Source organism: Streptomyces sp. NPDC005774, assembly GCF_042871645.1.
Classification (GTDB): Bacteria; Actinomycetota; Actinomycetes; order Streptomycetales; family Streptomycetaceae; genus Streptomyces; species Streptomyces pratens.
On sequence record NZ_JBIAIV010000002.1, the window covers coordinates 48,290 to 66,525 of the forward strand.

Sequence of the window (18,236 nt, forward strand, 5' to 3'; positions counted from 1 at the left end):
TCCGGCCCGAAACGGGTCTCCGGAGACCACCCCGCGAGCGACACCAATACGAGAGGATGAACCCATGACGGAGCAGCCCAGCATCATCGACTCCATGAACGCTTTGCGCGCCGCCCTGGCGCCTGTTGTCGCCCGGCAGATGGAGGTGATCCGCCGCGTGCACACCGCCATGCGCCCGCTGATCGAGCACGCCAAGCAGCACCCCGAGGTCTGGGAGCAGTGGCGCCGCGAACGTGACGCAGAGGCACAGCTCGGCTCGTGCCACTGCCTGTGCGGCATCCACCGCGAGCAGGCCGAAGGCGTGTGCACCGGGCAGGCCGAGCCCGGTCTGACCGTGCGGTTCGACTCGCCGACCGTGGGGCCGACGGACGTGCCGATGTGTCGTTCCTGCTCGAAGGTGAACGTAGAGCGACGCATGGCCGCGCTGCCGATCGACTGCTGAAGCATCATGGGGGCATGGAGTCGCAGATCATCCGGCCCGGCCACCTCACCACCGACCAGGTCGCCCAGGTCCTCGGTACCAGCCCCGGAGCCGTGCGGAACCTCGTCTACCGAGGCCGCCTGACCCGGAGCGGCGGCACCCCGAGGCGGCCCTGGTTCGCCGCCGAAGACGTTGCCGCACTGCACGCCGAACGCCTCACCCGCCGAGTCGCTTGACCGCAGGTCACACGCTGTGTGACGATCGCCGTGCACCACTGTGCCCGCATCAGGCACCACAGACACCCCGAGGCCCCGCCCACCAGCGGGGCCTTACGCATACCCCCCAGGGCGGTACACCCCCCACTGGGGTACCCCCCAGGGAGGCCCCCCCAGAGCACCCCCGGGGAGGTACCCCCCATGCCCACCCGGCCCCCCACCCGATGCGCCGACCCTGGGTGCCGTGCCCTCGTCCCCCAAGGCCGATGCGAGAAGCACCAGCGCATCCCATGGGCAGGCAGGGACGACAAGGCAGCGCGGTACGGCATCAGCTCAGGCAGATGGCGCACGCTGAAGCGACGCGTCACCATCCGCGACAACAGCTGCTGCTACCGATGCGGCACCGAGCAGCCCGACCGCGAGGACGATCCCGACGGCGAGCACCAGCACGAGCTGGACCACATCAGACCGATCAGCGAAGGCGGAGCGGTCGAGGACCTCGACAACCTCGGACTGATCTGCCAGCCATGCCACCTGATCAAGTCCAAGGCCGAGGCCGCACGCGCCAACAGGGCACGTCGCAGGCCCCGCTGACACCACGGAGGCTCACCCCATGGCCGCAGAGATCGTCAGCCCCGTCCACCTGGTCACCGAGCTGCCCGACGGCGTCGAGCTGCGCACGGAGATCGGCAGCATCACCGTGGACGTCCACCCCGACGGCATCGACCTTGACCAGGCCCGCCTGATGCTTGCCGCGCTGTTGACCGAAGCTGGCTCCTACCTGCTGGCCCGCGGCGACCTGACCGGCCGCCCCGCCCCCTCCCGGGGGGAAGGGGAGTCTGGATCGCTGGACTGATCGCCAGGGGGCCCGGCGCTGTCAGCTCGGCGCGTGCGTGCACAGAATCGTGAAGGGGGGTCTACCCGATGGGAAGGACCGCTCAGCCCGCCGCCCTCAAGTTGATCAAGGGCCGGGCGCCCGGCAAGGACTCCGCCGGCCGTGACGTCAACCCCGGGCCCGCGTTCAAGCGCATCCCGCCCGAGGCGCCGGCCTGGCTCTCCGACGAAGCCCGAGCCGAGTGGGACCGCGTGGTTCCCGGCCTGTCCCGGCTCGACCTGCTCAAGCCCGAGGACCGGGCGGCGCTCGCCGCGTACTGCGAGGCGTGGGCGACGTTCCGGGAGGCGACGGAGACCGTGTGGCGGGAAGGCCTGACGTTCGATGCGAAGCAGGGGACCCTGCCGCACCCGGCGGTCGGCATCGCGCGGGCGGCCGGCCGTGAGCTGCGTGCGTGGGCCGGCCACTTCGGTCTGACTCCCAGCACGGAGCAGGCTCTGGCGAGGGGGTCGGAGAATGAGCCGGACCCCGACAACCCGTTCGGGTAGGAAGAAGACCCCGGCCGCATACCTGGACGAGGAGCTGCTCGAGCGGCTGAAGATCTCGCCCGAGGTGGCGTGGTACCTGACCGAGCGCGGTATCCCACTGCCGGACTGCCCTCCGCTGATCAAGACACCGGAGCCCCGGGACGTGCCCGGCGCCGTGTTCGACGCTGACCGCGTCGACAAGGTCCTGAAGGCGTTCGATCAGCTGCGGCACACTCAGGGTGCGCTGGCCGGGCAGCCGCTACGGCCGGACCCGTGGCAGGTCGCCTACATCCTGGCGCCGATCTTCGGGTGGGTGCACTGGGACGACGACGCCGACATGTACGTGCGGATCATCCGCGAGGTCTACGTCGACGTGCCGCGCAAGAACGGCAAGACGACGCTGGCGGGCGGGATCGCCCTGTACATGATGGGCGGGGACGGGGAGCCCGGGGCGCAGGTCATCACGGCGGCCGTGACGAAGGAACAGGCGCAGCTGCTGTTCAAGCCGGTGAAGGCGATCGTGGAGAAGTCGCCCGCGCTGAAGCGGGTGATGCAGCCGCTGGCCGGGGTGATCCTGCACCCCAAGACAGACAGCTACTTCAAGCCCGTGTCGTCTCTGGCGGGCGCGCAGCACGGCCTGAACCTGCATGCGGGGATCGTGGACGAGCTGCACGAGCACAAGAGTCCGGAGCTGGTGGAGACGATCGAGTCCGGTACGGGCTCGCGTCGGCAGCCGCTCATCTTCATCATCACGACGGCGGACGCCGGTAAGAAGGAGTCGGTCTACGGCCGTAAGCGCGAGCGGATCGAGCAGTTGGCCCGCGGCGCGTTCACGGCGGCCGCGGTGTACGGGGTGGTGTTCGCCGCCACCCGCGAGGACGATCCGTTCGAGGAGTCGACGTGGCGGAAGGCGAACCCGGGCTACGGGATCTCGCCGACGCGGGCGTACCTGCGGACGGCGGCGGACAAGGCGAAGCAGTCCCCGGCAGAGCTGGCGTCGTTCCTGCGACTGCACTGCGGTGTGCGCACGAAGCAGACGACGAAGTACCTCACCCTGGAGTCGTGGACGGCGAACGGCGCCCTGGTCGACGAGGTGAAGCTGCGCGGCCGGGAGGCCTACGGCGGCCTGGACCTCGGCGCGGTGTCCGACCTGAACGCGCTGGCGTGGCTGTTCCCGGACGACTCCGACGGCGGCCTGGACCTGCTGATGCGGTTCTGGACGCCCGAGGAGAACATCACGGACCTGGATCGGCGCACGGCCGGCAACGCGTCGGTGTGGCTGCGTGAGGGCTGGCTGAAGACGACGCCGGGCAACGTCACCGACTACGACGTGATCGGCAGGCAGATTCGCCGTGACCTGGACAGCTTCGACGTGAAGTCGTTGGGCTATGACCGTTGGTCGGCCACTCCGCTGACCAACAGTCTGGAGAACGACCGGGCGCCGATGGTCGGCGTGGGTCAGGGCTACAAGAGCATGTCGCCCGCACTGAAGGCGGTGCAGCGGCTGCTGCTGCAGGGGCAACGGCAGGTACGCGAGGGCGGCCGGCCGATGCTGCGGCACGACGGCAACCCGGTCATGGCGTGGATGGTCGACAACCTCGCCGTCGCCATCGACACGGCCGGGAACGTGAAGCCGGACAAGTCCAACGGCGGCGACAAGATCGACGGCGTCAGCGCCCTGTGCGACGCCATGTCCGAGGTCCTCGCTCGCCCGCCCAAGCGCGTGTCCGCCTACGAGGACAGCGACTTCGAAGCGATCTGAGAGAGGGGGCGGACATGCGCTGGTGGCCGCGCCGCAAGACGACTGCCTCCGGGCAGGTCATCGACCAGGACGGGGTGCCCGTGCTCGCCAAGGCCGCCGAGGCCTTCGGCGACCTCACCCAGCTGGGTGCGCACCTGGCGGCGAACGGAATCCGGGTCGTCGACCCGGGGGTGCCGCTCGCGAACTATGCCGACACCGCGGCGGCCGGGCGGGTGTGGGAGACCCAGCCGAGCGTGCGGAAGGTCGTCGACTACATCGCCCGGCAGCTGTGCACCATCCCCTGGCACGTGTACGAGCGGGTGTCCGACACCGACCGCCGCCGCGTCACCGATCACCCGCTGGCGCAGCTGCTCAGCCAGCCGGCGCCGTACCGGTCGGGGGCGAGGCTGTGGCACACGACGCTGGTGGACTGGCTGATCTACGACCGGTGGTGCCAGCAGGTCCTGCCCAGCGCGGACACTCAGTCGGGGTTCGAGCTGCGGCGGAAACCGGCCCGCAAGTTCCACATCCTGGCGGACGACGACGACACCCCCCAGGCGCTGTACCTGACGATGTCCCAGGGCCCGGCGCAGGTGGTGCCGCTGCCCGCGCCGTACCTGTTCGACCACGGGTACGCCACGGTCGGCGCCAACGGCACCAGCCCGATGGACACGCTGCGGCAGATCCTCGCCGAGCAGGCCGAGGCGGTCGAGTGGCGGCGCTCGGTGTGGCGCAACGGCGCCCGGGTCCCGACCGTCATCGAGCGCCCGGCGGACGCACCGGCCTGGTCCAAGACGGCGAAGGAGCGTTTCCAGGCCGCGTTCAACGCCTTCATCGGCCGGGGCCCGTCCGTCGGTGGTACGCCGATCCTCGAGGACGGCATGACGCTGAAGACGGTCACCGCGTTCAACCCGCAGGAGACGCAGGACATCGAGGGCCGCAAGCTCACCGATGCCGAGGTCGCGTCCGCGTACCACATCGCCCCCGAGCTGGTCGGCGCAAGGGAAGGCACCTTCAGCAACATCGACGCATTCCGGCAGATGCTGTTCACCATCTCGCTGGGCCCGTATGTGACGCAGTGGCAGGACGTCCTCAACTCCATGCTGGTGCCGCTGCTCGCCCCCGGCTCGAACCTGTACATCGAGGCGAACCTGGAAGCCAAGCTCAGGGGTTCGTTCACGGAGCAAGCCGCACTGTTGCAGACCGCGGTGGGCGCCCCGTACATGCTGCGCTCGGAAGCGAGAGCGGTGCAGAACCTGCCGCACGTGGACGGCACGGACGAACTGGTGACGCCGCTGAACGTGATCGTCGGCGGCCTGGCCTCGCCGCGGGACACCGCCCCGGACAACACCCCAAAAGGGCGCGGCCGCCCCGTGTGAAGTCGGCGGAGCGGCCCGAGGATCTGGGCACGTTTGAGGTGGAGCGGGATGCCTACACGGCCGCGCTGACCGACTGGGCGCAGCGCCAGGCCGACGCGCTCCTGTCGGTGGCCGACGCAAAGGCCGACGGGCCGCCGGACTTCTACGACCTGTGGGCCGCGCAGTCCCCGGAGCGCCAGGCCCAGCTGGCCGCACTGATGGCCGGGTACGGCTTCCGACTGGCGCAGATCGGCGCCTGGTCGGTGCTCGGGGTGTGGAACCCCGACGGCGGCGGCTGGGACCCGGCGGTGATGGAAGCGTGGCTGGCGGCCGCGGCCGCCTCGCATGCCGAGCAGTACGAGCAGGCCGCCTACACCGCGGCGACCGCAGCGGTGCGGGACGAGGGCGACTGGCGCGACAACCTCAAGGAGGGCCTGTCGTCGTGGGTCGTTGCGGCCGGGGTGCACGCGGCGACCGCCGCAACAGAGGCCCGCTCGTTCGGCTCGCACGACGCGGCCGGCGCCTCCGGGCTGACGCACAAGGTGTGGAGAGTCAGCGGGAAGAACCCACGCACGAGCCACGTGCGCATGGACGGCGAGGCCGTCGAGCTGGGCCAGACCTTCAGCAACCGGCTGCGCTGGCCGGGCGACTCGAACGGTGACGCCGAGGAGACCGCGAACTGCGGCTGCCGCCTGGACTACACGAGAGGGGGCTGACCGTGGCTGCGATCACCGTGGTGGTGGGCCCTCCGTGCGCAGGGAAATCGACCTACGTCACCGAGCAGCGGCAGGACGACCATGTGGTCCTGGACTACGACAAGATCGCGGGCGCCCTCGGGGCGGCTACGGCGCATGCTTCCCAGGGCGCGATCCGCGAGGTAGCGCTGGCCGTCCGCAAGGCCGGCATCGACCGGGTCATGGACGGAGTCGAATCCGACGCGTGGATCATCCACACCTCGCCATGGCCGTCGCAGATCACCCGCTACCAGGCGGCAGGCGCCGAACTCGTGCTGTTGGACCCAGGTCTTGAGGAGTGCCTGGCCCGCGCGGAGAGCGACGGGCGCCCGGACGGGACGACAGACGCCATCCGGCAGTGGTACGACGCCCCGCCGCAACTCGGAGAGAAGAGGACGACAGGCATGCGGACGAAGGACTGCACCGCGCGGGTGAAGGCAGCAGGCCCGGACGACGGCCTGGCCGAGGGCCAGTTCCGAGCGCTCGTCAGCGTGTTCGGCAACGAGGACAGCATGGGCGACGTCATCGCCCCCGGCGCGTTCGCCCAGGTCCTCGCCGAGTGGAAAGCCTCCGGCGACCCCATCCCGGTGGTGTGGTCCCACAAGTGGGCCGACCCGTTCGCCCACATCGGCTCCGTCCTGGAGGCCACCGAGACCGCCGACGGGCTGGAGGTCCTCGCACAGATCGAGGACATGGACACCAACCCCACCGCGAAGCACGTGCACGGCCTGCTCAAGGGCCGCCGCATCAAGCAGTTCAGCTTCGCCTACGAGGTCGGCGAGGGCGGCTGGGTCGAGACCGACGACACCGCCCGCTTCCCGTGGGGCGAGTACTACGAGATCAAGCGGTTCGCCAGCCTGTTCGAGGTGGGCCCGTGCCTGGTCGGCGCGAACCAGGAGACCGACCTTCTCGCCGCGAAGGCCGACGACCTCGCCCACCGGGCGAAGGCCGGCCGCGTCCTGTCCCAGACGAACTACGACGCCCTGGCCGCCGCGCACGCGTCCATCGGTGACGTGCTCGCCGCCGCCACACCGGAGAAGAACCGGAAGACTTCCCCGCCCAGCCAGGGCGGGGCCACACCCGAGCAGGAGACCGGCCAGCAGCCGCCCGAGGAGACCGCCGCCGCCGTACCGGCCGCCGCGAAGTCGCCCGCGCCCACGCCCGCCCAGGTAGCCGCATGGGTCACCACGCAGGAACTGATGACCATGAGGAGTACAGGATGACGCTGCGCGAGAAGCTGCAGGCGCTGCTGAAGGAAGCGGCGGACATCGTCGCCAAGGCGGCAGCCGAGGACGGCCGGGAGTTCACCGAGGACGAGGTGACCCGGGTCAACGAGATCAAGGCGGAGACCGACGACCTGACGGTGAAGGTCAAGGCCGCCGACGACGCACAGGCCGCGGCCGCCGCGATGGCGGGCAAGGCCACCGACCGTCCCGCGCCCAAGCTGTCCGAGGTCAAGGACCGCCAGGAGGACGCCGACGCGCACACCTTCGGCGACCGGTTCGTGAAGTCCGGCCTGTACGGGGAGTTCCGCAAGCAGCACCCGAGCGGGCTCGGTGAGGGCTCTGCGGTCGACATCGGCCGCACCCGGGTCGGCTCGCTCAAGGAGTGGATGGCGTCGCGGAAGGCGACCGCCTCGCCGCTCCAGGTGGCGCTGGGGCACATCCAGCCGATCCGCATGCCGATGATTGACCAGGTTGATCGGGACGCCCTGACGATCCTGGATCTCATCAGCCGTGGCGAGTCGTCCGGCCCGTTTGAGTACCTCCAGGTCACCGGGGTCACCCGCAACGCGGCGATCGTCCAGGATGAGATCCTGCCCGGCGACCCGGCGTCCGCGCTCAAGCCGACCAGCACGATCCAGACGGAGCTGGCCGACGCCAAGCCGTACACCTACGCGGACGGCTACGACGTCACCAACGCGCTGCTGTCCAACGCGCCGGCGCTGGCGACGTACATGAACAACGAGCTGGAGTACTCCCTCGACTCCGTCATCGAGGACAAGCTCCTGAACGGCACCGGCACCGCCGGCCAGCCGAAGGGCATCCTGAACACCACCGGTGTGCAGGAGCTGACCTACACCCCGGGCGCCGACGCCATGGCGCAGGTCAAGGCAATCCGCCAGGCCATCACCCGCATCACCACCCTGCCGGGCGGCAACGTCACCGCGGCCCTCATGTCGCCGGAGGACGACGAGGCGTGGGACCTGATGCAGGACGCCAATGACCGGTTCTTCGGTCAGGGGCCGTTCGGTCAGGGGCCGAACACGTCCTGGGGACGCGCGCGTGCGCTCTCCCAGCGGCTCGCCCCGGGCACGGTCATCCTTGGCGACTGGCGCCAGGTCGCCCTGCTCGACGTCGAGGGCCTGTCCATCCTGGCGTTCAACCAGCACAAGGACTACGCGCAGCGCAACCTCGTGTACGTCCGTGCGGAGCTGCGCGCCATGCAAGTCATCTGGAAGCCCAACCGGCTCATCGTCGTCAAGCCGACCCCGTAAGGAGGACAGCGGCATGCCCGAACACAAGATGATCACCATCGACGGGATCCGCGTGCGGGCCGAGGACGCGGCCCGCTACCGCGCCCGCACGGCCCCGCCCGCGTGCGGGCAGGCGCCCCCGCTCACCCAGGCGCAGGCGGACCCGCGCACGCAGGGGAAGCAGGAGCAGGACGGGTTCGACCCGGCGGAACACACCGTCCTCCAGGTCATCGCCCACCTCGCCGAGACCGACGAGGACGAGACCGCCCGCGTGCTCGACATTGAGGCGCAGGGCGAGAAGCGCAAGAGCCTGCTCGAACGCCGCGAGGAGTTCATGCAGGAGGCCCGCACGCGGGCGGCGGGCGGCAGCGGTGGCGGGGCCTGAGCCGTACCTGGCCGACCCGGTGGACCTGGCCGCACTCCTGAAGAAACCGGCGACCGACGTGCAGCTGCTGGCTGCGCTGCGGGCCGCGTCTCGCCGGTTTCGCGGGCAGGTCCGCCATCCCGTCAGCCTGGTTACCGACGACACCGTGTTCCTGGACGGGACCGGCAAGGCGGTGCTGCATCTGCCGGCCGCTCCGGTCCGGCGGGTGACCGCCGTGGAGGTCGACGGCCAGGCCCTCGAGGGCGTGAAGGTACGGCGACAGGCCGGGCTGCTCCTGCACCCGGCCGGTTGCTGGCCGGAGTGGGCGGAGATCACCGTCACCTACGACCACGGCCTGGACCCGATCCCCGAGGACGTCGCCGAGGTGGTCGTCGACCAGGCCCGCGTCATCTACCGCACCGATCCGGCGATCCAGCAGATCACCACCGGCACCGAGTCCGTGTCCTTCGCGGCCACGGCGGCGGTCGGCATCACCGAGCAGTGGCGGGCCGCCGTCGAGGCGCACCGCCTCAACCGGGGAGACGACGCCTGATGGTGCTGGACAACCCGCTGCGCCGGCACACCATCACGGTCATCGACCGGGTCCTGACCGGCGAGGACGACCGCGGGCACGACGTCTACGAGGACCGCGAGCGGGAGGTGCCGGACTGCAACATGCAACCCGTCTCGAGCACCGAGCAGAACGACGGCCGCACGCAGGTCGTCACCCGCTGGCGGCTGGCCGGCCCGCCCGGCATGGTCCTGACTCCCACGTCCCGGGTGCGGTTCCGGGGGGTGCTGTACGAGGTCGACGGCGAGCCGGGTGAGCACGGCTCGTTCGGCGGGCTGCTGGACCACACCGAGGCGTTCCTGAAGGTGGTGAGCGGATGAGCGGCATCAGGTTCGAGTTCGACCAGTCGTGCCTGCCCGAGGTCATGCGGTCCCAGCAGGTGCGCGGCGCCCTGCGCGCGAAGGCAGACGAGATCCTGCCCCGGGCCAAGGCCCTCGCCCGGTCGGAGGTCGGCGAGGAGTTCGCCGACTCGATCACCGTGTCGGAGGAGATCCGGCCGCGCGGCCGGCCGACCGCGAAGGTGATCGCCGACCGGGAGGACGCGAGCGATCACGAATACGGGTCCTCGAACACCGACCGTCGCCGCGTCCTCGGGCGGGCGGCCCGCACCGGGGAGGGCTGATGTGGCCGGACATGGAGCTGGCCGTCCTGAAGGGGGTACGTCCGCGACTGGCCGGGGTCCGCGTCACGGACGAGGTCCCGGCCAAGGTCGAAACTCTGCTGCCGGTCGTCGTGGTCCGCATCGCGGGCGGCGCGGACGACCACATCTCCGACACCGTCACGGTCGACACCGAAGCCTTCGGCGCTGACCGCGCCAGCATGTGGCAGCTCGCCGAGCGCACCCGCGCGGCTGTGCACGCGCTGGCGGCCACCATGGCGGGCGGTGTCGTCATCGACAGCGTCGACACCGAGACCCGGCCCGTCGAAGTCCCCTACGGCAACCCGGCGGTCCGCCGGGCGGTCGCCACCTACACGCTCACGACCCGCGCCAGGACCGACGCCTGACGCACAGCAACCATCCCCGCCCCCGCACGTGCGCGGGGGCATCGTCATGGAAGGGGGCCGCGATGCCGGCCGCTGACTTCGAAGCCATCTCGGATCTGCGCCAGTCGCGGATCCGTAAGGCACTCACCTACCAAATCTGGGCTGCCGATATGACGGCAGATCCGGTCTCGGAACCGTTCGACGAAGCGGGTGTGTTCCAGGCTCTGCCCGCCGGCTACTTGTCCACCGGGTACACCAGCACCGACGGCGTCACCTTCTCCGGTGACCTGTCCACCTCCGACGTCGAGTCTGGGCAGTCCGCCAGTCCGACACGTTCTGACGTGGAGACCGACACGCAGACCGCGCAGTGGGTGCCGCAGGAGACCAACGCCGCGGCGGTGGCCCTGTACGAGAACCTGCCGCTGTCCGGCGCCGAGGCACTGCCCGACCTCGGCACGGCGACCTGGACGTGGTCGCGGCCGAGGACACCGCCCACCCGGTACAGGCGGCTGCTGTTCGTAGCCCGCGACCTCAATAAAACCACCGGCAAACCGATCTACATCGTCCGGCACTTTCCGAGCGCGCTGCGCACGGGACGTGAGGACGAGCAGTGGACGCGCACGGGGGAAATTTCTCGTGGCGTGACCTACCAGGCGTACATCGACGACATCGCTGGCACGGACTCCATCACGTGGATCGACGGCCCCGGATGGCGCGACTTCGCAGAGGAGCCCGAGACGCCGTGACGTCTCCCCGCAAACCGGCGCAGCGGCGGCGGACCACTGGGGTGAGCCCCGCCGCCGCTGCGTCTCCACCCGCTCACCCCAAGGCCCCCCAGAAGCGAGACGAGAAGACCATGAGCAAGCCCAACAAGAAGCGCTACCGCCTGTCCGAAGTGAAGCAGCAGTTCACCGAGGCGGTCGGCGGCGACCAGGTCGAGTTCGAGACCGACACCGACGACGTCCTGACCTTCCCCCACCCCCTGTTCACCGACGATGAGTGGGACAAGAAGGTCGACGCCGCCGAGAACGCCCACGCCAAGGCACTCGCGATCCTCGGTGAGGAGCAGTACGAGAAGTACCGGGCCGCCGGCCACGCCGACAGTGAGATCGGGCTGCTGATGCTCGCCGTGCAGCAGGACATGCAGGGGCAGATCAAGAAGCGCCCTACACGGTCCTAGACGTCCTCGGGCGCCACCCCGAGGCCGTCGAGGCTGACCTGCTGCACCACTACGCGCCGCGCGATCCCATCGCCGAGTTCTGGCGTGGGGACATCACCCTGCGCCAGCTGCGCGTGATGGTGGAAGGTCTGCCGCCGAACGGTGCCCTGGCCCGGAAGCTGGCGGGCCACCACTGGCAGCACAGCGACTTCATGCTGGCGGGCCTGGTCGACGGGATCGCGCAGCTGTCGACCGACTTCCGCAACGCCAACCGGGCGGAGAACAAGCCTCCGCAGCCGTACCCGGATCCGGTGTGGCGGCCAGAGAAGCCAGGTGCGGCGGAGAAGCGGAAGAAGAAGGAGCGCAAAGAGCGCACTCGTCTTCTGGCTGAGCACGCACAGATTGCAGCGCAGCTTGCGCCTAAGACCGCAGAGAAGGGGTGAGGTCATGCCCCGCGCTGGTGCTGTGTGGGTCGACGTCCTGCCGAACATGAGCGGCTTCGGCCGGTCCCTCAACCAGCAGATCGGGGAGCCTGTCGCGCAGGCCTCCCAGTCTGCTGGCGAGGCCGGCGGCGAGTCGATGATGAGCGGGATGAAGGCGGCGGTGGCGGCCGGGGCCATCGCGGTGGGCGCGGCGGCCGGGGCGTTGGTCGTCAAGGGGCTGGAGACGTCCCTGGCCAAGGGCAAGGCGGCCGCCACCATCAAGGGCCAGCTGGACATCTCCGCCCAGGACGCCAAGAAGGCCGGCGAGGTCGCGGGCAAGCTCTGGTCGTCCTCGGTCACGGAGACCATCGAAGAGGGCGCCGAGGCCGTCAAACTTGTTCTCGGCTCCGGCCTGGTCGACTCCTCCGCGTCGACCAAGGAGATCGGCAAGATCTCCACTGCGGTCTCCGACCTGGCGACGCTCTTCGACCAGGACGTCACCATGGCCACCAAGGCCGCCGCCTCCATGGTGAAATCCGGCTTCGCCAAGGACGGCACCGAGGCCGTCGACGCGATGACCTACGGCTTCCAGAACCTGGGCGTCAAGGCCGAGGACCTGGCCGAGACGTTCAACGAGTACAGCCCGTTCATGAAGAACTTCGGCCTGGACGCGAAGGACGCGCTCGGGCTGATGTCGCAGGGCCTGGACGCGGGCGCCTGGGACACCGACAAGATCGGCGACTCCTTCAAGGAGCTGTACCTACGTATCACCGGCGGCGACCAGGCGGTGAAGGACGCACTATCGTCCATCGGCCTGGGTGGCAGCGGCGTGATGAAGGCGATCGCCGACGGCGGGCCCGGCGCCCGCAAGGCGCTCGACCAGATCCTCGACGGGCTGCGCAAGGTCCCGGACGAGACGACCAAGGCGCAGGCCGTACAGGACCTGTTCGGCGGGCCGGGCGAGGACCTCGGGGCGTCGATCTTCTCCCTGAATGTCGACACGGCGTCCAAGAAGATCGGCAACTTCTCGGGGGCGACGAAGAAGGCCGGCGACAGTCTGCGCAGCGACGTCGGCACCCAGTTCGAGACGTTCAAGCGCAAGTCCCTCATGGCGATCGGGGACGCCCTGAGCACGCATGTCCTGCCAAAGCTGATGGACTTCGGCCGCTTCCTGCACTCCGACGTCCTGCCGAAGGTGAAGGACTTCGCCGGATTCGTCGACACCTACGTCGTGCCCGTGGTCAAGACGCTCGGCGAGATTGTGGGCGGCACGATCCGCTGGTTCAAGGACTGGGGTATCTGGCTGACCCCGCTCGCCGTTCTGATCGGCGGTGTCACCCTGGCGCTGAACGCGCAGGCCATCGCCACCGGCTTCGTGACCGCCGTGTTCTCCGTCTACCGGGCCGCGATCCTTGTGGGCACCGCGGTCACCTCCGGGTTCGCCGCAGCCCAGGCCGTCCTGAACGCCGTCATGGCACTGAACCCCTTCACGCTGATCGCCATCGCACTGGTCGCCCTGGGCGTCGCCCTGGTCGTCGCGTGGAAGAAGTCCGAGACGTTCCGCAACATCGTGCTGGGCGCCTGGGAGGCCATCAAGACCGGCGCGATGTGGCTGTGGACCAACGGCATCAAGCCCCTGGTCGACGGGTTCATGGCCGGCATGCGCACGCTGGGACAGTGGGTGTCCTGGCTGTGGGGCGTCCTGTCGCCGGTCTTCTCGGCAATCGCCACGGGCGCGAAACTCCTGGCCACGATCCTGATCACGATCGTGTTCACCCCGGTCTACCTGTACGTCAAGGTGATGGGCGCCATCTTCAAGTGGCTGTGGTCGGCCGCGATCAAGCCGGTGTTCGGGTGGATCGTCGCCGGGGCCAAGCTGTGGTGGTCCGGAGTGAAGCTGTACTTCAGCGCCCTGATGACTGGCGTGCGCGCCATCGGGTCGGTCTTCAAGTGGCTCTGGACCAACGGGGTCAAGCCGGTCTTTGGGTGGATCGTCGCCGGAGCGAAGCTCTGGTGGTCCGGGGTCAAGCTCTACTTCGGCTACCTGTCGACCGGCGTGCGCGCGGTCGGAGCGGTCTTCAAGTGGCTCTACAACAGCGGCGTGAAACCGGCGTTCAACTCCATCAAGTCGGTGATCTCGACCGTCTACAACTCGGGCATCCGGCCGGTGTTCGACCGGCTGAAGTCTGCGACCAAGTCCGTGGCCGGCGCCTTCGACGTCGCCCGCGGCGGCATCAAAGCGGCCTGGGACAAGGTCAAGGGCATCGCCAAGACCCCGGTGAAGTTCATCATCGACACCGTCTACAACGGCGGAATCGTCAAGGTGTGGAACGCCGTGGCGGGCAAGTTCGGCGCCCCCAAGCTGGACGCCATCAAGGGCTTCGCCCGGGGTGGTGTGCTGCCCGGGATGTCCTCGTACCGCGACGGTGACGACCAGCTGGTGCCGATGCGGCGCGGCGAGGGTGTGGCCGTGTCCGAGGCAATGCGCGACCCGTATGAGCGGCGACGCCTGCTCGCGGTGAACGCGGCCGCGATGCGCGGTCAGTCGCTGCGCCCGTTCCAGGGCGAGGGCTTCGCCAAGGGCGGCATCTTCGGCTGGGTGAAGAACGCCGCGTCCAAGGGCGTCGACCTGGCCAAGTCCGGGGTCGGCTGGCTGAAGGACGGCATCAAGAACTCCGCCGTGGCCGGTCTGAACGCCGTGGTGAAGCCCCTGATCAACAAGATCAGCGGGTCCGCTTCGGTGTACCGGGACATGGTGACCGGGATCCCGCAGCGGATGATCAAGACGATCGTCGGCTACTCGGGCGACGCCGACAAGGAGATGGAAAAGGCCGGCATCGGCGGGAAGGGCTTCAAGTCGGCGCTGGCCTGGGCGCGCACGCAGGCGGGCAAGGCCTACCAGTGGGGCGGCAACGGCAACCCCAGCTGGGACTGCTCCGGGTTCGTGTCCGCGATCGAGTCCGTCATCCGGGGCCAGTCCCCGCACCGCAGGTGGGCCACGGGCGCGTTCTCCGGGGCGACCGCTCCGGGCGGCTGGGTGCTCAACAAGCGCTCCCCGTACCAGATCGGCATCACCAACGCCGGTGTCGGGCACACCGCCGGCACCATCAACGGCGTCAACGTGGAATCCCGCGGCGGCGACGGCGTGGTGGTCGGCTCCCGGGCCCGCTCGTACCGCGACTCGATGTTCACGCACCGGTACGGCTTCGCGGCCAAGGGCTACGCCGACGGCGGCAAGCCCCGCGCCGGCGAGGTCGCCTGGGTCGGCGAGCAGGGCCCCGAACTGGTCCGCTTCAAGGGCGGCGAGGAGGTCTACAACCACGCCGAATCGCTGCGGATGTGGGAGGGCATCGGTGCCCGCGGCTTCGCCAAGGGCACCGCGTCCTCGAGGGCCAAGGCCCGCAAGGACATCCCCGGCGACCTGACCAACTTCACCAAGAGCCTGACCGGGTCCGCGGCCGCCATCGCCAAGGCGTCCAAGGAACTGACGAAGGACCTCAAGGCGGCCGGTATCGGCAGCAAGGGCTTCATCGCCTCGGTGAACAGCGCGTCCAAGCGGCTCCAGACCATGGCGACGCTGCGCGACGGCCTGGGCAAGCGGATCGCCGCCGCCCGGCAGGCCGCCGACGACCAGCGCAAGTCGGCCACCGACTACCTGGGCATGTCGCAGGTGGGCGAGATCACCGACTTCAACGGCCTGCTCAGTTCCATGAAGACCCGGCAGGCGGACCTGAAAACCTTCCAGGCCCAGATCGCCGGGCTGGCCAAGAAGGGGCTGAGCCAGAACCTGATCGGCCAGCTGGTGGAGCAGGGCCCCGGTGGCCCCCTGATCGACATGCTCAGCAGGGCCAGCAAGGCGCAGATCAAGCAGCTCGACACGGTGTACGTGTCCGGCAGCAGGCTCGCCACGTCCTACGGGCGCAGCATCGCGGACTCCCTGCACGACGCCGGGAAGGACGCCGCCAAGGGCTTCCTGGCCGGTCTCATCGCGCAGGAGAAGGAAGTCAAGGCGGCCATGGCCAAGCTCGGTGCGAGCGCGGTCAAGGCGATCCGCTCGAAGAAGGGCATCGACGCCCGCAGTCCCTCCCGTAAGGGTGCGGAGGCCGGCAAGGACCTGGGGGCCGGACTGGTCGCCGGAATGGTCGCCGCCGGGCCGTCCATCGAGTCGGCCGCCGCACGCCTGGGCGCATCGGCGGTGCCCGCCGGGGTCGTCCCGGTCACCTCCGGGGCGTCCTCCGGTGGTGCGTCCGGTGGCCTGCCGTCAGGGCCGCTGTACCTGGTGGTGGAGGACGGCACCGTCCTGCGGGCCTACGTGTCCGACCGGGTCGACGCCGGCCTGGAAGATGTCCGCCGCGCCAAGCGGTCCGGATCGAAGAGGTAGGAGGCAGCCATGCCGATGATCGTGGACCCGTCGGCGCCGCAGATCAGCTTGCCCACCACGGTCACCAGTCCGGACGGCTGGCTGACTGCGGTCGTGGACGATCAGTGGGCGGGCGTCTACCTGGGCGTCGACTACCCGGGCGGGGCGGTGCCGTTGCCGGGGGCCGGCCAGGTGGTGAGGACCCTCATCACCCGGCAGGACCCCGGCGGCGGTGTGCCGGTCCCGGTCCGTTCGGCGGATCTGGCGTGGGCGCTGGACGGCGTCGGGCAGGGCTACGACCATGAGGCGCCGCTGGGGGTGGCCGTCGCCTACACCGCCCGCCCGCAGTACGCGGACGGCAGCTGGGGGCCGTCGTCGTCGCTCGGGCTGGTGGTGCCCGCCCCTGCGCCGGCGCAGACGAAGGACTTGTGGCTGAAGTCCCTGGAGGAGCCCGGCCTGTCGATGCGGGTGATGTACGGGCCGGCGCAGGGCACCAGTAGCGCGGCCCGGCAGGAGGTCGCGGACCGCACCGGCAGTCCGTACACGGCGGTCGCCTACGACACGGCCGCGGCGCCGTCCGAGGCGGTACAGGTCGACGTCCTCAGCCAGGACATCGAGCGGTTCCGGGAGCTGATCCGCTCCGGGGTGCTGCTGGCGCAGGTGCGGCCCGGCTACCGCATCCTGGACCGGTTCTTCGTGCCCGGGGAGGTGGGGGAGAAGCCCACCGGCAAGCTCGGGGCGACGGGCGGCTACACGGTCACCTTCACCATCGAGCCCATCGAGCGGCCCGCGACGGCCGGGCAGCCGATGCGGGCCCCGGGCTGGTCGTATGACGCCATGGCCGCCCAGTTCGCCAGCTACGACGCCGTGACGGCGTCGTACTCCAGCTATGTGGCGCTGGCGACGAACGGCGTGGTGACCTGACGTGCTGCCCATCTCTGGGGCCGCGCTGGGCGCGCTCGGGCAGGCCACCGCCCGCCCGGTGCTGGCGGAGTGGTCCAACGACGGCGGGCAGACGTGGCAGCCGGTCGCCTTCGGGGCCGGGCAGATCACCCCGGACCGCACCGCCGAGGTCCGCTACGCGGCATCCGTGGAGCTGCTGGACGCCCCGCGCGGACGGCACGGCATCAACTCGGTGACCACCGAGATCCGGCTGTTCCAGGGCATCCGGGTGCCCCGCCGCGATGTGGAGTGGATCCCCGCCGGCCGGTACACCGTCGACCGGCTGAAGCGGACCCGCCTCGGGGTCAGCCTCGATCTGCTGGGCCGGGAGGACATCGTGCGCGGGGCGAGCCTGCCCATCGCGCGCACCATCGGCCCGGACACCGCCCAGGCGTGCGCCGAACAGCTGCTCGGTGAGGCCCTGCCCGGCTCCCCGATCGCCTGGCACGACGGGGTGAAGACCGCAACGGTCATGCCCGCGTTCGTCGTGGACGAGGACCGGTGGGCGGCCGTCTCCGGCGGCACCGACACCTCCGGCACATCCACCGGCATCGCCGCCTCGCTCGGTGCCGAGGCGTACTGCGACGCCCGCGGCATCCCCACAGTCGCCCCGGTGCCCACCCTGGCCGACCCGGTGGTGTGGGAGATCCCCCGGAACCTGGTCACCGCCGAACCCTCCGAAGAGGAGACGGCTGAAGGGGTGCGGAATTTGTGGGCCGTCACCGGCGACGCCGGCAGCGGGGACCAGGCGGTCGGCCCGGTGTTCCGGTGGGACGACGACCCCGAATCGATCACCTACGCCGGACCGGACCCGGTGGAGGATCCGCTGGCGCCGCAGCGGCTCGGACTGCCCGGCGTGCGGGTGCGCACCGGCCGCTACACCTCACCCCTGATCACCGGCCTGGACCAGGCGCGCGACGTGGCGGCCGCGCAACTCGCCGACTCCCTGGGCGTGCAGGCCTCCCTGTCCTTCACCGCGGTGTGCAATCCGGCGCTCGAGCCGGGTGACGTCGTCCTGGTCGAAGTCGCCGACGGGGTGTGGGAGCGGCACCTGATCGACTCCAACCCCTACACGCTGGGCGGCGTGTCGATGGCCTGCCAGACCCGCACCAGTACGAGGAGGGTGTGAC

21 protein-coding genes are annotated in these 18,236 nt (G+C 70.1%); all 21 read left to right on the top strand.

Translation table 11 applies throughout. From position 1 onward, the window contains the following. Positions 1-64 precede the first annotated feature (64 nt). The 21 genes from ACFYQA_RS02360 to ACFYQA_RS02460 all read left to right on the top strand — a co-directional run bounded on the left by ACFYQA_RS02360 (position 65) and on the right by ACFYQA_RS02460 (position 18,235). Positions 65-442, top strand: coding sequence for a DUF6372 family protein (locus tag ACFYQA_RS02360; protein ID WP_388910444.1), 378 nt, complete (start codon positions 65-67; stop codon positions 440-442). A gap of 14 nt (positions 443-456) precedes the next feature. Beyond that, entirely contained in the window at positions 457-657 is a 201-nt protein-coding gene (locus tag ACFYQA_RS02365; RefSeq protein WP_388910447.1) for a hypothetical protein, read from the top strand. Between the two features lie 180 nt (positions 658-837). Then, the gene (locus tag ACFYQA_RS02370; RefSeq protein ID WP_388910450.1) at positions 838-1,230 is read left to right on the top strand and encodes an HNH endonuclease; all 393 of its coding nucleotides are present in this window, start codon (positions 838-840) and stop codon (positions 1,228-1,230) included. Between the two features lie 19 nt (positions 1,231-1,249). Next, entirely contained in the window at positions 1,250-1,492 is a 243-nt protein-coding gene (locus tag ACFYQA_RS02375; RefSeq protein ID WP_388910453.1) for a hypothetical protein, read from the top strand. Between the two features lie 68 nt (positions 1,493-1,560). Continuing rightward, positions 1,561-2,016: a phage terminase small subunit P27 family gene (locus tag ACFYQA_RS02380; RefSeq protein WP_388910456.1), complete on the top strand. Its 456-nt coding sequence runs from the start codon at positions 1,561-1,563 to the stop codon at positions 2,014-2,016. Further along, the gene (locus tag ACFYQA_RS02385) at positions 1,985-3,757 is read left to right on the top strand and encodes a terminase large subunit (RefSeq protein WP_388910459.1); all 1,773 of its coding nucleotides are present in this window, start codon (positions 1,985-1,987) and stop codon (positions 3,755-3,757) included. The genes ACFYQA_RS02380 and ACFYQA_RS02385 overlap by 32 nt, the downstream gene beginning before the upstream one ends. Before the next feature lie 14 nt (positions 3,758-3,771). After that, complete coding sequence (locus ACFYQA_RS02390) at positions 3,772-5,115, top strand: phage portal protein (protein ID WP_388910462.1); 1,344 nt, start codon at positions 3,772-3,774, stop codon at positions 5,113-5,115. Next, positions 5,112-5,810: a hypothetical protein gene (locus ACFYQA_RS02395; RefSeq protein WP_388910465.1), complete on the top strand. Its 699-nt coding sequence runs from the start codon at positions 5,112-5,114 to the stop codon at positions 5,808-5,810. Before ACFYQA_RS02390 ends, ACFYQA_RS02395 begins: the two co-directional genes overlap by 4 nt. A gap of 2 nt (positions 5,811-5,812) precedes the next feature. Beyond that, positions 5,813-7,051: an HK97 family phage prohead protease gene (locus tag ACFYQA_RS02400; protein ID WP_388218558.1), complete on the top strand. Its 1,239-nt coding sequence runs from the start codon at positions 5,813-5,815 to the stop codon at positions 7,049-7,051. Beyond that, entirely contained in the window at positions 7,048-8,325 is a 1,278-nt protein-coding gene (locus ACFYQA_RS02405) for a phage major capsid protein (RefSeq protein ID WP_388910468.1), read from the top strand. Before ACFYQA_RS02400 ends, ACFYQA_RS02405 begins: the two co-directional genes overlap by 4 nt. 13 nt (positions 8,326-8,338) lie before the next feature. Next, entirely contained in the window at positions 8,339-8,689 is a 351-nt protein-coding gene (locus ACFYQA_RS02410; RefSeq protein WP_388910471.1) for a hypothetical protein, read from the top strand. Continuing rightward, complete coding sequence (locus tag ACFYQA_RS02415; RefSeq protein ID WP_388910474.1) at positions 8,676-9,221, top strand: mobile element protein; 546 nt, start codon at positions 8,676-8,678, stop codon at positions 9,219-9,221. The genes ACFYQA_RS02410 and ACFYQA_RS02415 overlap by 14 nt, the downstream gene beginning before the upstream one ends. Next, complete coding sequence (locus ACFYQA_RS02420) at positions 9,221-9,559, top strand: hypothetical protein (RefSeq protein WP_388910477.1); 339 nt, start codon at positions 9,221-9,223, stop codon at positions 9,557-9,559. Before ACFYQA_RS02415 ends, ACFYQA_RS02420 begins: the two co-directional genes overlap by 1 nt. Then, positions 9,556-9,861 carry a hypothetical protein gene (locus ACFYQA_RS02425; RefSeq protein WP_388910480.1) on the top strand — a complete coding sequence of 102 codons (306 nt, stop codon included), beginning with the start codon at positions 9,556-9,558 and terminating at the stop codon, positions 9,859-9,861. The genes ACFYQA_RS02420 and ACFYQA_RS02425 overlap by 4 nt, the downstream gene beginning before the upstream one ends. Next, positions 9,861-10,244 carry a hypothetical protein gene (locus ACFYQA_RS02430; RefSeq protein WP_388910483.1) on the top strand — a complete coding sequence of 128 codons (384 nt, stop codon included), beginning with the start codon at positions 9,861-9,863 and terminating at the stop codon, positions 10,242-10,244. The genes ACFYQA_RS02425 and ACFYQA_RS02430 overlap by 1 nt, the downstream gene beginning before the upstream one ends. A 62-nt stretch (positions 10,245-10,306) precedes the next feature. After that, positions 10,307-10,969, top strand: coding sequence for a phage tail protein (locus tag ACFYQA_RS02435; RefSeq protein ID WP_388910486.1), 663 nt, complete (start codon positions 10,307-10,309; stop codon positions 10,967-10,969). 110 nt (positions 10,970-11,079) lie between these two features. Next, positions 11,080-11,403 (top strand): hypothetical protein, encoded by a 324-nt coding sequence (locus tag ACFYQA_RS02440; RefSeq protein WP_388910489.1) that lies wholly within the window; start codon positions 11,080-11,082, stop codon positions 11,401-11,403. A 116-nt stretch (positions 11,404-11,519) separates the two neighbouring features. Continuing rightward, positions 11,520-11,825 (top strand): hypothetical protein, encoded by a 306-nt coding sequence (locus tag ACFYQA_RS02445; protein ID WP_388910492.1) that lies wholly within the window; start codon positions 11,520-11,522, stop codon positions 11,823-11,825. Positions 11,826-11,829: 4 nt separating this feature from the next. After that, complete coding sequence (locus ACFYQA_RS02450; RefSeq protein ID WP_388910494.1) at positions 11,830-16,185, top strand: phage tail tape measure protein; 4,356 nt, start codon at positions 11,830-11,832, stop codon at positions 16,183-16,185. A 9-nt stretch (positions 16,186-16,194) separates the two neighbouring features. After that, entirely contained in the window at positions 16,195-17,088 is an 894-nt protein-coding gene (locus ACFYQA_RS02455; protein WP_388910497.1) for a hypothetical protein, read from the top strand. A 1-nt stretch (position 17,089) separates the two neighbouring features. Further along, positions 17,090-18,235 carry a phage tail protein gene (locus tag ACFYQA_RS02460; RefSeq protein WP_388910500.1) on the top strand — a complete coding sequence of 382 codons (1,146 nt, stop codon included), beginning with the start codon at positions 17,090-17,092 and terminating at the stop codon, positions 18,233-18,235. Position 18,236 lies beyond the last annotated feature (1 nt).

What these genes read in the sequence shown, in the direction of transcription:
- ACFYQA_RS02410 (WP_388910471.1), top strand. Translation starts at nt 8,339, where the DNA reads ATGCCCGAACACAAGATGATCACCATCGACGGGATCCGCGTGCGGGCC.
- ACFYQA_RS02370 (WP_388910450.1), top strand. Translation starts at nt 838, where the DNA reads ATGCCCACCCGGCCCCCCACCCGATGCGCCGACCCTGGGTGCCGTGCC.
- ACFYQA_RS02425 (WP_388910480.1), top strand. Translation starts at nt 9,556, where the DNA reads ATGAGCGGCATCAGGTTCGAGTTCGACCAGTCGTGCCTGCCCGAGGTC.
- ACFYQA_RS02455 (WP_388910497.1), top strand. Translation starts at nt 16,195, where the DNA reads ATGCCGATGATCGTGGACCCGTCGGCGCCGCAGATCAGCTTGCCCACC.
- ACFYQA_RS02385 (WP_388910459.1), top strand. Translation starts at nt 1,985, where the DNA reads ATGAGCCGGACCCCGACAACCCGTTCGGGTAGGAAGAAGACCCCGGCC.
- ACFYQA_RS02450 (WP_388910494.1), top strand. Translation starts at nt 11,830, where the DNA reads ATGCCCCGCGCTGGTGCTGTGTGGGTCGACGTCCTGCCGAACATGAGC.
- ACFYQA_RS02375 (WP_388910453.1), top strand. Translation starts at nt 1,250, where the DNA reads ATGGCCGCAGAGATCGTCAGCCCCGTCCACCTGGTCACCGAGCTGCCC.
- ACFYQA_RS02405 (WP_388910468.1), top strand. Translation starts at nt 7,048, where the DNA reads ATGACGCTGCGCGAGAAGCTGCAGGCGCTGCTGAAGGAAGCGGCGGAC.
- ACFYQA_RS02420 (WP_388910477.1), top strand. Translation starts at nt 9,221, where the DNA reads ATGGTGCTGGACAACCCGCTGCGCCGGCACACCATCACGGTCATCGAC.
- ACFYQA_RS02365 (WP_388910447.1), top strand. Translation starts at nt 457, where the DNA reads ATGGAGTCGCAGATCATCCGGCCCGGCCACCTCACCACCGACCAGGTC.
- ACFYQA_RS02360 (WP_388910444.1), top strand. Translation starts at nt 65, where the DNA reads ATGACGGAGCAGCCCAGCATCATCGACTCCATGAACGCTTTGCGCGCC.
- ACFYQA_RS02440 (WP_388910489.1), top strand. Translation starts at nt 11,080, where the DNA reads ATGAGCAAGCCCAACAAGAAGCGCTACCGCCTGTCCGAAGTGAAGCAG.
- ACFYQA_RS02380 (WP_388910456.1), top strand. Translation starts at nt 1,561, where the DNA reads ATGGGAAGGACCGCTCAGCCCGCCGCCCTCAAGTTGATCAAGGGCCGG.
- ACFYQA_RS02435 (WP_388910486.1), top strand. Translation starts at nt 10,307, where the DNA reads ATGCCGGCCGCTGACTTCGAAGCCATCTCGGATCTGCGCCAGTCGCGG.
- ACFYQA_RS02445 (WP_388910492.1), top strand. Translation starts at nt 11,520, where the DNA reads ATGGTGGAAGGTCTGCCGCCGAACGGTGCCCTGGCCCGGAAGCTGGCG.
- ACFYQA_RS02430 (WP_388910483.1), top strand. Translation starts at nt 9,861, where the DNA reads ATGTGGCCGGACATGGAGCTGGCCGTCCTGAAGGGGGTACGTCCGCGA.
- ACFYQA_RS02390 (WP_388910462.1), top strand. Translation starts at nt 3,772, where the DNA reads ATGCGCTGGTGGCCGCGCCGCAAGACGACTGCCTCCGGGCAGGTCATC.